The organism is Amycolatopsis acididurans, from assembly GCF_012328925.1.
Classification (GTDB): domain Bacteria; phylum Actinomycetota; class Actinomycetes; order Mycobacteriales; family Pseudonocardiaceae; genus Amycolatopsis_E; species Amycolatopsis_E acididurans.
The window spans coordinates 17,629-32,922 of sequence record NZ_JAAXLS010000027.1 but is presented as its reverse complement, the minus strand read 5'-3'; the positions used below and the strand labels follow the sequence as shown (position 1 = coordinate 32,922).

At 69.8% G+C, this 15,294-nt stretch carries 12 protein-coding genes; 8 read left to right on the top strand and 4 right to left on the bottom strand.

Annotated elements, in window-relative coordinates; translation table 11 throughout:
• Window positions 1-11: 11 nt before the first annotated feature.
• Complete coding sequence (locus HFP15_RS28395; protein ID WP_312871787.1) at window positions 12-680, bottom strand: QsdR family transcriptional regulator; 669 nt, start codon at window positions 678-680, stop codon at window positions 12-14.
• Between the two features lie 130 nt (window positions 681-810).
• On the opposite strand from HFP15_RS28395, the gene HFP15_RS28390 reads away from it, so the two are divergent.
• The 5 genes from HFP15_RS28390 to HFP15_RS28370 all read left to right on the top strand — a co-directional run bounded on the left by HFP15_RS28390 (window position 811) and on the right by HFP15_RS28370 (window position 8,617).
• The gene (locus HFP15_RS28390) at window positions 811-1,827 is read left to right on the top strand and encodes a lipase family alpha/beta hydrolase (protein WP_168519828.1); all 1,017 of its coding nucleotides are present in this window, start codon (window positions 811-813) and stop codon (window positions 1,825-1,827) included.
• Window positions 1,828-1,971: 144 nt separating this feature from the next.
• A complete protein-coding gene (locus HFP15_RS28385) occupies window positions 1,972-6,933 on the top strand; it encodes an NAD-glutamate dehydrogenase (RefSeq protein WP_168519827.1) in 4,962 nt (1,653 codons plus the stop codon).
• 2 nt (window positions 6,934-6,935) lie between these two features.
• Window positions 6,936-7,358, top strand: coding sequence for an acyl-CoA thioesterase (locus tag HFP15_RS28380; protein WP_168519868.1), 423 nt, complete (start codon window positions 6,936-6,938; stop codon window positions 7,356-7,358).
• Window positions 7,351-8,013 carry a DUF8185 domain-containing protein gene (locus tag HFP15_RS28375; protein ID WP_168519826.1) on the top strand — a complete coding sequence of 221 codons (663 nt, stop codon included), beginning with the start codon at window positions 7,351-7,353 and terminating at the stop codon, window positions 8,011-8,013. Before HFP15_RS28380 ends, HFP15_RS28375 begins: the two co-directional genes overlap by 8 nt.
• A gap of 10 nt (window positions 8,014-8,023) precedes the next feature.
• Window positions 8,024-8,617 carry a cadmium resistance transporter gene (locus HFP15_RS28370; protein WP_312871786.1) on the top strand — a complete coding sequence of 198 codons (594 nt, stop codon included), beginning with the start codon at window positions 8,024-8,026 and terminating at the stop codon, window positions 8,615-8,617.
• Window positions 8,618-8,629: 12 nt separating this feature from the next.
• On the opposite strand, the gene HFP15_RS28365 is transcribed toward HFP15_RS28370, so the two are convergent.
• Together HFP15_RS28365 and HFP15_RS28360 are read right to left on the bottom strand one after the other, a co-directional pair.
• Window positions 8,630-9,025, bottom strand: coding sequence for a globin (locus HFP15_RS28365; RefSeq protein ID WP_168519825.1), 396 nt, complete (start codon window positions 9,023-9,025; stop codon window positions 8,630-8,632).
• 4 nt (window positions 9,026-9,029) lie between these two features.
• Window positions 9,030-10,019: a mechanosensitive ion channel family protein gene (locus HFP15_RS28360; RefSeq protein WP_168519824.1), complete on the bottom strand. Its 990-nt coding sequence runs from the start codon at window positions 10,017-10,019 to the stop codon at window positions 9,030-9,032.
• Window positions 10,020-10,381: 362 nt separating this feature from the next.
• Here HFP15_RS28360 and HFP15_RS28355 point away from each other — a divergent pair, with 362 nt between their 5' ends.
• The 3 genes from HFP15_RS28355 (at window position 10,382) to HFP15_RS28340 (ending at window position 12,541) form a co-directional block, all read left to right on the top strand.
• Window positions 10,382-10,879 (top strand): HNH endonuclease, encoded by a 498-nt coding sequence (locus tag HFP15_RS28355; RefSeq protein WP_168519823.1) that lies wholly within the window; start codon window positions 10,382-10,384, stop codon window positions 10,877-10,879.
• A 953-nt stretch (window positions 10,880-11,832) separates the two neighbouring features.
• Entirely contained in the window at window positions 11,833-12,075 is a 243-nt protein-coding gene (gene ctaJ, locus HFP15_RS28345) for an aa3-type cytochrome oxidase subunit CtaJ (RefSeq protein ID WP_168519821.1), read from the top strand.
• Window positions 12,062-12,541: a DUF5130 family protein gene (locus HFP15_RS28340; protein WP_168519820.1), complete on the top strand. Its 480-nt coding sequence runs from the start codon at window positions 12,062-12,064 to the stop codon at window positions 12,539-12,541. The genes ctaJ and HFP15_RS28340 overlap by 14 nt, the downstream gene beginning before the upstream one ends.
• Window positions 12,542-12,602: 61 nt before the next feature.
• Here the strand turns inward: HFP15_RS28340 and pepN are convergent, their stop codons facing one another.
• Window positions 12,603-15,164, bottom strand: coding sequence for an aminopeptidase N (gene pepN / locus HFP15_RS28335; RefSeq protein WP_168519819.1), 2,562 nt, complete (start codon window positions 15,162-15,164; stop codon window positions 12,603-12,605).
• Window positions 15,165-15,294 lie beyond the last annotated feature (130 nt).

Here is a 15,294-nt window from a genome sequence, read left to right as displayed (position 1 = left end):
CCGTGTCACCGCTAACCCGATGCGGGGCCGAGCAGGGCGCCGACGGCGGCAGCGGCCTTCGCGGCGTCGGGTTCTTCGCCGATGATCAGGTCGGCGTAGATGAACGACTCCACCACGCGAGTCATCACGTAGGCCATGTCGTGCACCGGCAGGGGCAGGGTGAGACCCGAGCTCTGCTGCTCGGCCCGCAACAGCCCTTCGATCAGCGCGATCACCCGGCTCTGGTGCACGCCGGCGCGCGTGGTGAGCAGCCGTAGCGCCCGCTCGCGCTCACGCCGGAGATAAGCACGGAAGAACCCGGCGTTGATGATGTCGCCACTGAACGCGCGGAACACCGACATCACCCGCGCCACACCGGTTCCCTCGGCCATCCGGACGGCACGCTGCCAGGTCGGCAGGCACAGCGACCAGATCACCTCGGACAACAACTCGTCCCTGTTGCCGACCCAGCGGAACAGCGTCGCCCTGTCGACTCCGAGCGTGCCGGCCAGTGCTCCCATGTCGATCCGCTCTCCGGCGACGAAACTCCGGCGCGCCGCCCGTAGCGCCTCGCGGGGCCCGGCGTTGCCCGTCGGCCGCGCACCGTACAGCTCTCCCGACAACCGAGTGGCGGGCTGGCGGCGCGCGGAATCGATCGCCGCGCCGGCGGCCAGCTGTTCCCAAGACACGTCCGCGGTCACGGAACGGACTCTACGGCGACCCACAACCGGATGCAACATTTTCAGATATGTTGCATCGACGGCGACGGTGCGGTTATGGTGCGCCGCATCCAAAGTGGATCCGTTGTGGACAGACAGGAAGGTAGCAACGATGCGCCTTTACCGTGTTCTCCTGGCGGCGGCGCTGTTGGCCGTCACCGTCTCGGCACCCGCGGCCGCCGCCGAATCGCCGGCCTTCGCGCCGGTGGCCCGGCCCGGGCCCGCGCTCAGCGTGCCCGCCGGGGAACTGGCGAAAAGCATCACCTGCACGGCGAACGCCACCGCGGCGACCGAGAACGTCGTGCTGTTCGTGCAGGGCACCACCGTGACACCGCAGCAGGATTTCGGCTGGAACTGGTTCCACGCGCTCGACGCGCTCGGTCGGCCCTACTGCGCCGTGACCGAGCCGGACCAGGCGATGTCCGACGCGCAGGTCTCCGCGGAGTACGTCGTCAACGCGATCCGCTACGTACACCGGATCAGCGGCCGCAAGGTCGACATCCTGGGGCACAGCCAGGGCGGCACCGAACCCCGGTTCGCGCTGCGCTTCTGGCCCGATCTGCGGCCCATGGTCGATGACTACGTCGCGTTCGGCGCGACCAACCACGGCAGCCTGGTGGTCAACGCGATGTGCCCGCCGGTGGCCGGCTGCGCGCCCGCACTGTGGCAACAGACGTTCAACTCGAACTACACCAGGGCCATGAACTCGGGCCAGGAAACCTTCCCCGGCATCTCCTACACCGACATCTACACCCGCACCGACGAGTTCGTGCAGCCGAACCTCGACAGCACCGGCACGACCAGCCTGCACGGCGGCGGCGGGCAGATCACCAACGTCGCGATCCAGGACATCTGCCCCGCCGATCTGGCCTCCGAACATCTCGCCGTCGGCACCTACGACCCGGCCGCGTACGCGATCGCGATGGACGCGCTGACCCATCCCGGCCCGGCCGATCCGGCACGGGTTTCGCGCGAGGCCTGCGGCCGCGTGTTCATGCCCGGCGTGGATCCGGCGCGGTTCGCGACCGACTACGGTTCGGCGCTCGGTGCGGTGACCACGGAACTCGCGCTGCACCCGCACGTGTCGTCCGAGCCGCCGCTCAAGCCGTACGTCTACGCCGGCAACTGACCCCACACCGGCTCCGCCTCGCCGGGCCGGTGGGGCGGAGCCGGGCCATGGGAACTCTCCGGCTGCCGTGTCCGCGCTTCGCACTAGGGTGGGGCTGTTCGTCCTATTGGCGTGTGATCATGGCTCAGTGGAGAGTTACCTGAAATGAGCTCGACAGGCGTTTCCTCGCGCCCCGGTGGCCTCACCGGGCACGGAGCACCGCAGCGGCGGCCGGCGAGCCCGGAGCAGATCCGGGACGAGCTGATCGAAGCCGCGGCGCAGCAGGCACCTGACATTGCCGCCCTCATCCGTCTCTACTACCGCCACATCCCCGCCGAAGAGGTGCTCGGCGACGACCCCAAGGACCTCGTCGGCGCCGTCCGCTCCCACTGCCAGTTCGCCGAGCAGCGGGTGCCCGGCCGGCCCGCCGTCCGCCTGCTCAACCCCACCACCGCCGAGGACGGCTGGACCCGCGACGCCACCGTCGTCCAGATCGTCACCGACGACATGCCCTACCTGGTCGACTCGATCACCGCGAAGCTCTCTCGCGACGGTATCCAGGTGCAGCGTCTGGTACACCCCATCGTCGTCGTCACGCGCGACATCACCGGTCAGCTGCGGGAAATCCACCCGGAGGCCGACGCCGCCGAACCGCCGGAGGGTGCTTCCGTCGAATCGTGGATGTACGTCGAGATCGACCTGATCACCGACCCCAACCGCGCCCGCGAGCTCGACACCCGCCTCGCCTCCGTCCTCGCCGATGTGCGCGAGGTCGTCGAGGACACCGACAAGATGGCCCGCGCCGCGCTCGACCTCGCCGCCGAGCTGGAGGCCACCCCACCGCCGCTTCCGCGCGAGGACATCGCCAGCACGGCCGCGCTGCTGCGCTGGCTCGTCGACGGCCACTTCACCTTCCTCGGCTACCGGCGCTACGAACTGGTCGAAGGCGAGCCCGGTGACGACGACCCCGCTCTGCGCGCGGCGCTGGCCTCGGGCCTTGGCGTGCTCCGCCAGGACAGCCTCGCGGCCCGCAGCCTCACCGCGGGCCCGGACAGCGCCGCGACCGCACTCGCGCCGACGCTGCTCATCCTCACCCAGGCCAGCGCACCGTCCACAGTGCACCGCCCGGTGTACCCCTACTACGTGGGCGTGAAGACCTTCGACGAGCGCGGCAACGTCACCGGCGAACACCGCTTCCTCGGCATGTTCACCACCAGCGCCCTGCACGAGGACGTCCTCGACATCCCGGTCGTCTCCCGCAAGGTCCGCGACGTCATCCACCGCGCCGGCTACCCGATGGAGTCCTACTCCGGCCAGCGCATGCTCGAGGTCCTGCAGAACTGGCCGCGTGCCGACCTGTTCTCCGCCGACCACGATTCGCTCTACTCCACCGCCATCGGCGCCATCACACTGTCCGACCGGCGCCGGCTGCGGCTGTTCCTGCGCCGTGACCCCTACGGCCGTTTCTACTCGTGCCTGGTGTTCCTGCCGCGCGACCGCTACAACACGCGGTCCCGGCTGGCGATGCAGGAAGTGCTGCTCGCCGAACTCGAAGGCACGAACCTCGAATACGGCACCCGCGTCGGCGAGACCGCGCTGGCGCAAGTGCACTTCATCGTGCACACGGACCCGTCGCGCAAGCTCGAACCCGACACCCTGCGCATCCAGGAACGTCTCAACTCCGCCGTGCGCGGCTGGGACGACCTGATGGTGGAGGCGATTCTGGCCGAGCGCCGGGAACGCGCCGGGGAGGCGGGCCGCGCGGCCGGGCCGCTGGGCGAGGAGTCGGCGACCGAACTCGGGCAGCGCTACGCGGGGATCTTCCCGGAGGCGTACAAAGAGGACTTCAGCGCCGTGGAAGCCCTCGCCGATCTGCGCGAGCTCGAAGGCCTCGACGGCGAGGGCGACCTCGCCATGTCGTTCTACGTGCCCGACGACGCCGAACCGGGGGAGCGGCGGTTCAAGCTGTTCCTGCTCGGCGAGGGCGTCACGCTGTCGGCCGTGCTGCCGGTGCTGCAGCGCATGGGCGTCGAGGTCGTCGACGAGCGCCCGTACGACCTGCACCGCGAGGACGGCACCCGCTCCTGGATCTACGACTTCGGCCTGCGCATCAGTCAGCGCGTGCTGGAAGGCCTGACCGACGAGGCCGAACGCGACCTGCAGGTCCGCTTCCAGGACGCCTTCCGTGCCGCCTGGCGCGGCGAGTGCGAGGTCGACGGCTACAACAGCCTCGTCCTGCGCGCCGGCCTCACCTGGCGCCAGGCGGCCGTCCTGCGCGCCTACTCGCGCTACCTGCGCCAGGCCCGGGCGCCCTACTCCCAGGAGTACATCGAAAACACCGTCCTCGCGCACTGCGACATCGCGACCGCGCTGCTCGCCCTGTTCGAGCACCGCTTCGACCTGGCCACCGACCCTGATACCGACGTCCAGGGCGAAACGATGGCCGCCGAGATCACCGCGATGATCGACAAGGTCACCAGCCTCGACGAGGACCGGATCCTGCGCAGGCTGCTCGCCGTCATCAACGCCACGCTGCGCACGAACTACCGGGTCGCCGGCCGCTCGTACCTGGCGTTCAAACTCGACCCGCAGAGCGTGCCCGACCTGCCCGAGCCGCGGCCGAAGTACGAGATCTTCGTGTACTCGCCGCGCGTGGAGGGCGTGCACCTGCGCTTCGGCGCCGTCGCCCGCGGCGGGCTGCGGTGGTCCGACCGCCGCGAGGACTTCCGCACCGAGATTCTCGGGCTGGTCAAGGCGCAGGCCGTGAAGAACGCGGTCATCGTGCCGGTCGGCGCGAAGGGCGGGTTCGTGGTCAAGCGCCCGCCGGCGCCGACCGGGGACCCTGGCGTGGACCGCGATGCCCAGCTCAACGAGGGCATCGCCTGCTACCGCATGTTCATCTCGGGGCTGCTGGACCTGACCGACAACCTGGTCGAGGGCAAGACGGTGCCCGCCAACGACGTGGTGCGCTACGACGGCGACGACAGCTACCTGGTCGTCGCCGCGGACAAGGGGACTGCGACGTTCTCCGACATCGCCAACGAGGTCGCCGGTGACTACGGCTTCTGGCTCGGCGACGCGTTCGCCTCCGGCGGGTCCGTCGGCTACGACCACAAGGCGATGGGCATCACCGCCCGCGGCGCGTGGGAGAGCGTGCGGCGGCATTTCCGCGAACTGGGCGTGGACACCCAGAGCGAGGACTTCACGGTCGTCGGCGTGGGCGACATGGCCGGGGACGTCTTCGGCAACGGGATGCTGCTCTCGGAGCACATCCGGCTGGTGGCCGCGTTCAACCACATGCACATCTTCCTCGACCCCGACCCGGATGCGGCCTCGTCGTTCCGGGAGCGCAAGCGGCTGTTCGAACTGCCGCGCTCGTCCTGGGACGACTACGACCGCTCGCTGATCAGCGAAGGCGGGGGCATCCATCCCCGCAGCGCCAAGACCATCCCGCTCACGCCGCAGGTGCGGCGCGCGCTCGGGCTCGGCGACGAGATCACGACGCTGTCGCCGGCCGAGCTGATCAGGGCGATCCTGCTCGCCCCCGTCGACCTGCTGTGGAACGGCGGGATCGGCACCTACGTCAAGGCACAGGACGAGACGCACGCCGACGCGGGCGACAAGGCCAACGACGCCGTGCGCGTCAACGGGGCCGACCTGCGGGTCAAGGTGGTCGGCGAGGGCGGCAACCTCGGGCTCACCCAGCGTGGCCGCATCGAGTTCGCCCGCCGCGGCGGCAAGATCAACACCGACGCGCTGGACAACTCCGCCGGGGTGGACTGCTCCGACCACGAGGTCAACATCAAGATCCTGCTCGACCACCTGGTGACGGCCGGGCAGCTGGAACGCGAATCGCGCAACGAACTGCTGCACGAGATGACCGACGAGGTCGCCGAGCTGGTGCTGGCCGACAACTACCGGCAGAACGAGGTGCTCGGCGTCAGCCGCGCGCACGCGAACGCGATGGTCTCGGTGCACGAGCGGCTGGTCGCCGACCTGGAGTCCTCCGGCGCGCTGGACCGCGAGCTGGAATCACTGCCGAGCGTGGACGGGTTCCTGCAGCTGGAGCAGGCGGGCAAGGGCCTGACTTCGCCGGAACTGGCGAGCCTGCTCGCGCACGTCAAGCTCGACCTGAAGGACGACGTGCTGGCCAGCGAGCTGCCCGACGCGGAGGTGTTCGCGCGCAGGCTGCCGGAGTACTTCCCGAAGCCGCTGCGGGAACGCTTCGCCGACAACATCGGCCAGCACCCGCTGCGCCGCCAGATCATCAGCACCCTGCTGGTGAACGAGGTCGTCGACGGCGGCGGCATCTCCTACGCGTTCCGGCTCGCCGAGGAGATGAACGCCACCGCCACCGACGCGATCCGCGCGTTCACCGTGGTGACCCGCGTGTTCGATCTCGGCTCGCTGTGGACGGCGATCAACGCGCTGGACAACGTCGTGCCGACCGAGACCGGCGACGCGATGGCCCTGGAGTCGCGTCGCCTCCTCGACCGCGCGTCGCGGTGGTTCCTGGCCAACCGGCCGCAGCCGCTCGCGGTCGGCGCCGAGATCAGCCGCTTCGGCACCACCATCGCCGAACTCGCTCCGGCGGTGGCGGGCCTGGTCCGCGGCCGCGAGGCGGACGCCGTCGAGGAGAAGACGGCCGCACTGACCGGTGAAGGCGTGCCGCGCGAACTGGCGAACCGGGTCGCGACGCTGCTGGACGGCTACGGGCTGCTCGACGTCATCGAGGTCACCGAGCTGGCCGAGCGGGAGGCGCGGGCCGAGACCGAGCGCAGCCCGCAGGAAACGGCGGAGCTGTACTACGCGCTGTCCGCGCACCTCGACGTCGACAAGCTGCTGACGTCGATCAGCGCGCTCGAGCGCGGCAACCGCTGGCACGCGCTGGCGCGGCTGTCGCTGCGTGACGACGTGTACTCGTCGCTGCGGGCGATCACGCTGGACGCGCTGCGGCACAGCGATCCGGAGGACTCGCCGGAGGAGAAGATCGCCCAGTGGGAGAAGGCCAACGCGTCGCGGCTGGCCAGGGCCAGGGTCGCGCTGGACGAGATCAGCCGTTCCGGCAGGCTTGACCTGGCCACCCTCTCGGTGGCCGCGCGTCAGCTCCGGAGCACAGTGAGGTAGTGGTGTACGTAGCGATGGTCCGGCCGCGCTGGTCGGACATGGATGTGTTCGGGCACGTCAATCACGCGAAAATGGTGACGTTGCTCGAAGAGGCCCGTGTCCCGTTGCTGTTCGACGAGGCGGGCCGGGCCGGGCTCGCCGAGTTCGCGAAGGGCATGGTGGTGGTCGATCTCGCGGTGCGCTACCACGCGCCGATCGTGGTGAACGGCCAGCAGATCCGGGTCGATGTCGCCTTGCGGGACCTCAAGTTCGCGTCTCTTACACTCGGCTACACAGTCCACAGTGGACCATTGCAGGAGGACAAGGTGGCCGTCACGGCGCAGACCGTGCTCGCGCCCTACGAGGTCGCGACGGAGCGGCCGCGGCGGCTCACCGAGGAGGAACGGGCGTTCCTGCGCACGAGGCTGGAAGGCGCCGATGACTGAGAGCACCCATCCGCGTACCGCCACCGAACTGCGGGTGGCCGAGGACGCCGACCGCGAGACGCTCGGCGCGTTCGTGGCACGCGCGGTGCGCCTGGACGGGCAGAGCGTGGTTCGCCTGCGCAACCGGGACCCGCGGGTGCTGGAGGCGTGGGTCGTGACGCCGTTCGAGGTGCTCGCGACCAGGGCGGTGCACGGCGAGATCCTGCCGAACGACGTCACGGTCTCCGGCAGCGAGCTGCTCGCGTCGCTCACCATCGCGCGGGGTGACCGGATCGACCCGGGCCCGCCGCGGGATCTGATGTGGCACGCCGAGCTGCCGATCGGCGGTCACTGGCAGCACATCGACGACGTGCCGGTGCGCGTCGTCTCGGAGCTGACCGACCGCGGCGTGACGCTGGCGCGGGAGAACGCGGGCCCGCACGGCACGCCGCCAGCGTCGCTGATGGATCAGACGGTGCTCACGGTCAGCGGCGACGCGTCCGAGGTCAAGATCCCGATGCGCTGCCTGTTCGCGCTGTCCGGAATGGGTTTTGTCGACTCATCGATACCGGAGGATGTGGTGCGGGTGACCGCGACCGGCTCGTGGCTGCGCCTGGACGCCCGGTACGGCGCGGTGCTGCGCCGCCGCCAGGCACTGCTGCCGCTGCTGTTCTGAAAACGCACCGGTGGAGTTGAGGGTGCTCGGCCAGGCCGCGGGCATGTTCGCGGCGACCAATATCGACGACATGCTGGTATTGGCGGTGTTCTTCGGCCACGCGGGCCATGAGCGCGCCGCCGCCGCGCGAGTGGCGGCAGGGCAGTACCTCGGGTTCGCCGGGATACTGGCGGCGTCGGTGGCCGGTGCGCTGGGCGCGGGCCTGCTGCCCGGATCGGCGATCCCGTACCTGGGACTGCTGCCGCTGCTGCTCGGACTGCGCGCCGCGCGGCGAGCCTGGAACAGCCGCCGGGACGCGGGCGATGAGGCTCCTGCCGCCTCGGGAGCGGGCGTGCTCCAGGTGGCCGCGGTGACCTTCGCCAACGGCGGGGACAACATCGGCGTGTACGTGCCGGTGTTCGCGGTCGCCGGGACCGCGAGCATGGTCGGTTATGTCCTGGTGTTCCTGGCCGGGGTCGCCGTGTGGTGCGCGATCAGCTGGTTCCTCGCCGGGCGCCCGCTGGTCGCGCGAGCGTTGTCCCGGTGGGGACACATCCTGCTGCCCGTAGTGCTGATCGGCATCGGCGCGACCATCCTGATCGAGGGCGGCGCCTTCGGGCTGTAGGCGGAAAACCGCCTACTCGAAGCTGTTCATCAGGCTGTGTGCCGCCATCTCCAGGTACTCCCACAGCTGCCGCGCCAGCGGCTCGGGAAGATCGGCCTCGTCCACCGCGACGCGCATCGCACGCAGCCACGCGTCACGCTCGATCGGGCCGATCTTGAACGGCACGTGCCGCATCCGCAGGCGCGGGTGGCCGCGGTTGTCGGAGTAGGTGTGCGGGCCGCCCCAGTACTGCATCAGGAACAGCCGCAGCCGCTCCTCCGCCGGACCGAGATCCTGTTCCGGATACAGCGGCCGCAGCACCTCGTCGTTCGCGACTTCGGCGTAGAAGCGCGCGACGATCTTGCGGAAGGTCGGCTCGCCTCCGACGGCCTGGTAGAAGGTCAGCGGGTCTCCGGTCGGTTCGGCCATGCCCCTATTGTGCCGTGCCGTTGGAGTTGGTCTGACTCAGGAACCGGCCGAGCGGCGGTTCGAACCCGGCCTCCTCGAGCGCCGCGATCACGCGGGCCCGCAGCGCACGCTGCACCGACCACTGCTTGCCGGGCCGGGTCTTGACCGTCAGCCGGATCTCGATGCCCTCCGGTGTGACGCGTTCCACACCGAGCACCTCGGGCGGCTCCAGCACGTCCTCCGACAGCGGCTCGGACGCCACGGCGTCGGCCGCCGCCTGGGTGAGCACCTCGACCGCGCGCTCCACGTCGGCGGAGTAGCTCAGCGGCGCGTCGACCACGGCGTTGGCGTAGCCCTGGCTGGAGTTGCCGACCCGCAGCACCTCACCGTTGCGCACGTACCAGACGGTGCCCTTGACGTCGCGCAACGTGGTGATCCGCAGGCCGACGGCCTCGACGGTGCCGCTGGCCTCGCCGACGTCGACGACGTCACCCACGCCGTACTGGTCCTCGATCATCATGAACATCCCGGACAGGAAGTCCTTGACCAGGTTCTGCGCACCGAAGCCGAGCGCGACGCCGACGATCCCGGCCGAGGCGATGATCGGGCCGAGGTTGAGCCCGAGTTCTGCGAGCACCTGCAGCGTGGCGAGCCCGAGCACGATGAACGATGTCAGCGACTTGAGCACCGAGCCGATCGTCCTGGCACGCTGGCGTCGGCGTTCGAGCGTCACCGGGCCGAGCAGGTCGCCGGCGCGGTCGCGCAGGGGACGCAGGAGCGCAGGCATCTTGCGGCCGTTGTTGCGGGGGATCGTGGTGACCCGGTCGATCAGCTTGCGCAGCAGCCACCGGATCACGAACGCTACGAGCAGAATCAGGATGATCTTGATCGGCTTCGCGATGAGCCAGCCCGCCGAAGCGGCGAGCCACTCGTTGTGTGTGACCTGGAACACCTGGTAGCACCAGGAGTCCTGCTGCGTGACGCACTCGGGGGTTTCGGTGAGCAATGGATTCACGTGGGAACGTGGCCCCTTTCTCGCCGGTCGGGCCCGGCTTCACAAGGAACGTCGGACAGATCTCACAGGACACGTCTTCTAACACAGGTGCATTTCCGGGGTGATCTGTGGTCGACTATGGCTGCACCGGTGGAGGTGGTCGAGTGCCAGACCGACAACCGATCCCCCTCGGCGTCCCCGACCACGACGTGGCCGGGCAGGCGCCGGAGGTAGTTCTGCGTGCCTACCCTGGTGGCACCGCGCCGAGCGGCCACCTCTTGAGTGGGCCATCCCGGGGCGGCGGCCGGGGAAGCCGACCGCCCGGACAGCGTAGAGGGCGGGATCCGTCGGCCGGCACCGCCCCCTCCTGGGGGAGGCGGCGCGTGCTTCTGCTCAACGCCACCTACGAGCCGCTGACGGCGTTGCCGCTGCGGCGGGCCGTGGTGCTCGTCATGTGCGGCAAGGCCGAGGTCGTGCACGGCGATCCCGGCGGGCTCGAACTGCACGCGGCCACGGTGTCGCTTCCGGTGCCGTCGGTGATCCGGCTGTCCACCTACGTTCGTGTGCCGTACCGGGCGCAGGTGCCGCTGACCAGGGCCGGGCTCATGCACCGGGACCGTTACCGCTGCGCGTACTGCGGTGGCAGGGCGGAGACCATCGATCACGTCATCCCGCGCAGCCGGGGTGGCGCGCACAGCTGGCAGAACTGCGTCGCCTGCTGTGCGAAGTGCAATCACCGCAAAGCCGACAAGCTGCTGTCCGAACTGGAGTGGCATCTGCGTGTGGTGCCAACGGCGCCACACGGTCCGCACTGGAGGCTGCTCGCGCACTCCGGTGACGCGGATCCGTTATGGCGGCCATACCTCGGGGTGGCCGCCTGACTTTTGTCCGGCGCCGGGTTCTCGGTGGCGGTCGCCGGGTCGGGTTCGGGCTGCGGTGGTGCGCGGGACACCCGGCCGCTCGGTGCTGATGCCGCGGCCGTCGGGAGCGGCGAGGCGGGCCGGGCCCGGCCGGAGCCGAGCGTTAGCGCAGGGGCCTGTTTACGCCGGCGCCCCGGCTGCCCTCGTGGGCGGCCGGGGCGCGCCGACGTCCTCGTCCGGCGATGCCGTTGGTGCTGGCTCAGGCAGCGCTGCCCCTCGTGCTCGGGCGGCGCTGACCGTGCTCAGGCAGCGCTGCCCCTCGTGCTCACGCAGCGCTGACCCTGCTCAGGCGGCCGTGACCCTCGTGCCGCTCGTGACTCGCGTCCCCCTCGTCACTCGCGTGCCACAGGTGACTCGCGTGCCCCTCGTGGTGCTGTCACGCGTGACCCTTGTGCCGCTGGTCACCCTCGTGCCCCTGGTGACTCGGGTGCCTCGCGTGACCCTCGTGCCCGCGGTGACCCTTGTGCCTCGCGTCACACGTGTGCCCCGGGTGACCCTCGTGCCCGACGTCACCCGCGTGCCTCGGGTGACTCGCGTCCCACAACTCTGAGTAGCTGCGGCCGTTGACCGAACGTGGTCGGCATTGCTCTGAGCGGGGGTAAGGGTGAGGTTCATTTTGTATCCTCCGGGGACCCTGGGCGTTACTGATTGGGATGGGGAGCCGGGGCGCAAGGCCCGTACAGGTGAAAAACTACGAGCATTTGATCCTCCGGACAAGCCGATAGCGCTGAGTGCACCCAGCCGCACGGTGAGTTGCGACCTTTCGCGGCAGAGGTCTTCGGCCCATTGCGCGAACGCATGCGCGGCACACGGCGGACGGCGAACCGGACACGACGAACGGTCGGCGCCGACACTTTTGGCCTCAGCGCCGACACTTTCAACGACGACGCGACCCGACCGCTACGCTGCCAGGTGTGAACATCGTCGAGACGATCCTGGTCTTCGCGCTGATCCCGGCCGCGATCTACGCGGTGGTCGCGCTGGTGACGCTGCGGTCGAAGTTCGCCGCGACGCCGAGGTACCGCCCCGGCCAGCCCTGGGAGTACCCGCCCATGTGGTGGAGCGGCAATCCGGCGGGCGTCGGTGCCCACCGGCCGGTGAGCTCCGGCGAAGCGGCGTCGGGGACGGCAGCAGGAGGTGCCCGTGGAAGCTGGTGAACTGGTTCAGCAGACCGAGTCCGCCGAACCCGAGTTCGGTGTCGGCATCACCCCGACCGGGCGGCGCTCGGTCGCGAAGATGTACGAGCCCGCTGCTCCGTCCAGCCCATTCAGCGTGCCCCAGCTGGCCCGTCTCGACGAGGCGCTGACCCTGGCGAGCCGGGAGACCGGCATCGACTTCAGCGTCTACCTCGGCGAGCTGGGCGGCGACACCCGCGTCGCGGCGGAGAAGCTGCACGCCTCCATCGGCGAGGGCGCGGGCAACGCCGTCCTGATCGCCGTCTCGCCGGGCGAGCGCGTCGTCGAGCTGGTCACCGGGGCCGAGGCGTTCCAGCGCCTGCCCGACCGCGCCGCGAAGCTGGCCGTGATGAGCATGGTCGCCTCCTTCAAGGAGGGCGACCTCGTCGGCGGGCTGGTGTCCGGCCTGCGCATGCTCTCCGACCAGGCCGGTCACGCACCGCACTAGTCCAGGGCCAACCACAAGGGCGCTCTCACCAGCCGGTGAGAGCGCCCTTTGCCGTGGTCGGTCAGCTCTCGTCGAACTCTCGCGCCGCCAGCGCGCGGACGATGCCCGCGCGGCCTTCGGAGACCAGGCGGCGCAGTGCGGCGGGCTTGTCCTGCGCCAGCCACGCGTCGGCCGCGTCCACAGTGGACTGCTCGACGGCCCAGGCGGGGAACAGGCCGACGACCACGGGCTGCGCCCGCTCGCTGGACCGCCGCTGCCACACCTCGTCGATCACCGCGAAGTACTCGCCGACGTAACCAATCAGCAGGTCCTTCTGGCCGGGGTGGGAGAACCCGCCGATGATCGCGTTGCTCATCGCGTTGGGCAGTTCGTCGTCGTAGATCGCGCGGCGCCACGCCTCGGCCTTCGCCTCGGCGTCGGGGCGCAGTGCCCGTGCCGACTCCGCGTGCCTGCGGCCGGTCGCCGTGTCGTCACGGGCCAGTTCGGCGTCGATCTCGGCGTCGCCGGTCCTGCCGTGCGCGACCAGCGCCTTGAGCAGCCGCCAGCGCAGATCCGCGTCGACCGTGAGCCCCTCCAGCGGTACTGACCCGTCCAGCCAGCCCGCCAGCACGTCCAGCTGCTCGTCGTTCAGCACGGAGCCGGCGAGCGCGTTGGCGAACGCCAGCTGGTGATCCGAACCCGGCTCGGCCGCCCGCGCCAGTTCCAGCAGGCGCGCGGTGAACTCGGGCCAGCCCCGCTCGGCCGCCCACTGCTGCTCGGCGTAGGAGTTCAGCGCCGTCTGCGCCTGTAGCAGCAGCCGCTGCACGACGCCGACCTCGGTTTCGGCGTGGATGCCGTGCGAGACGATCGCGACGAAGTCCCTGGCCTTGAGCTCCGCCTCGCGCGTCATCTCCCACGCCGCGGACCAGCACAGTGTGCGGGGGAGCGGTTCGGTGATGTCGGCGATCCGGTCGACCAGCGTGGTCAGCGATCCGGCGTCGAGCCGCATCGTGCAGTAGGTCAGGTCGTCGTCGTTGACCAGCACGAGCTTGCCCGCCCTGGCGCCGATCAGCTCGGCCACCTCGGTGACCTCGCCCGCGACGTCGAGCTCGACCCGCTTGACGCGGACCAGCTTGCCGTCCACGTCGTCGTAGACGCCCACCGCGATCCGGTGCGTGCGCAGCTCACCCGCGCCCGGCTTCGCGCCGGTCTGCACGACCGCGAACTTCGTGAAGCGGCCCTCGCCGTCGGTCTCGAACCGTGGCCGCAGCGAGTTCAGCCCGGTGGTTTCCAGCCACTGCGCGCTCCAGCCCGACAGGTCACGACCGGAGGCCTGCTCCAGCGCGGCCAGCAGATCGGCCAGCGTCGCGTTGCCCCACGCGTGTTTGCCGAAGTAGACCCGCAGGCCCGCGAGGAAGTTGTCCAGCCCGACGTAGGACACGAGCTGCTTGAGCACGCTCGCGCCCTTGGCGTAGGTGATGCCGTCGAAGTTCACCTCGACCGCCTGCAGATCGACGATGTCGGCCGCGATCGGATGCGTCGAGGGCAGCTGGTCCTGGCGGTAGGCCCAGGACTTCTCGATGTTGGCGAAGCTGGTCCACGCGTGCTTGTACTCGGTCGCCTCGGCCTGCGCCAGGACGCTGGCGAACGTCGCGAACGACTCGTTCAGCCACAGGTCGTCCCACCAGCGCATGGTGACCAGATCGCCGAACCACATGTGCGCCATCTCGTGCAGCAGCGTCTCGGCGCGGCGCTCGTAGGAGTAGCGGGTGACGCGGCTGCGGAACACGTAGTCCTCGAGGAACGTGACCGCGCCGGCGTTCTCCATCGCGCCGGCGTTGAACTCCGGCACGAACAGCTGGTCGTACTTCGAGAACGGGTATGTGGTCTCGAACGCCTTGTGGTAGAAGCCGAAGCCCTGCTTGGTCTCGGTGAACAGGCGCTCGGCGTCCATGTGCTCGGCCAGCGACGCGCGGCAGTAGATGCCCAGCGGGATCGTGCCGTGCTCGTCGGTGTACTGGTCGTGCCACTCGGCGTACGGGCCCGCGATCAGCGCGACCAGATAGGTCGAGATGCGCTCCGAGACGGCGAACACCGTCCGGGTGGCGCCCTCCGGCGTCTTCTCGGTGGCCTCGGCCTGCGCGTTGGACACCACCTTCCAGTCGCTGGGCGCGGTGACCGTCAGGCGGTAGGTGGACTTGAGGTCGGGCTGGTCGAAGCAGGCGAACATGCGCTTGGCGTCGGCCGTCTCGAACTGGGTGTAGAGGTAGACGGCGTCGTCGACCGGGTCGACGAACCGGTGCAGGCCCTCACCGGTGTTCATGTAGCGGCAGTCGGCTTCGACGACCAGTTCGTTGGTGGTTGCCAGCTCCGGCAGCGCGATGCCGTCGTCCTCGACGTAGGAGGAGACGTCCAGCGCCTTGCCGTTCAGCGTGGCCGAACGGACCCTGGCGGCGACGATGTCGACCCAGGAACTCTCCCCGGCCCGCGCGCTGGAGAACCGGATGGTGGTGGTCGAGTCGAACGTTCTCTCACCCGGACCGCCGTTACCGTCAGTGAGGTCCAGAGCGATGTCGTAGGACTCGACTTCCAGCAGGCCGGCACGCTGCTTTGCTTGGTCGCGGGTCAGGTTAGGGGCGGGCACAGGCACCTCGTAGCACTAGCGGTGGTCTCTTTCGGCTATCCCGCTATCCAATCATGTATGCGGTGGGGAACAAGGCAGGTTCGTGAGCTGTTGGCCCGGTCGAGGGTTATTTCGCGCCCGAGACCACAGG

Coding starts and splice junctions, on each gene's coding strand:
- HFP15_RS28390 (WP_168519828.1), top strand. CDS start 811: ATGCGCCTTTACCGTGTTCTCCTGGCGGCGGCGCTGTTGGCCGTCACC.
- HFP15_RS28385 (WP_168519827.1), top strand. CDS start 1,972: ATGAGCTCGACAGGCGTTTCCTCGCGCCCCGGTGGCCTCACCGGGCAC.
- HFP15_RS28375 (WP_168519826.1), top strand. CDS start 7,351: ATGACTGAGAGCACCCATCCGCGTACCGCCACCGAACTGCGGGTGGCC.
- HFP15_RS28365 (WP_168519825.1), bottom strand. CDS start 9,025: ATGGCCGAACCGACCGGAGACCCGCTGACCTTCTACCAGGCCGTCGGA.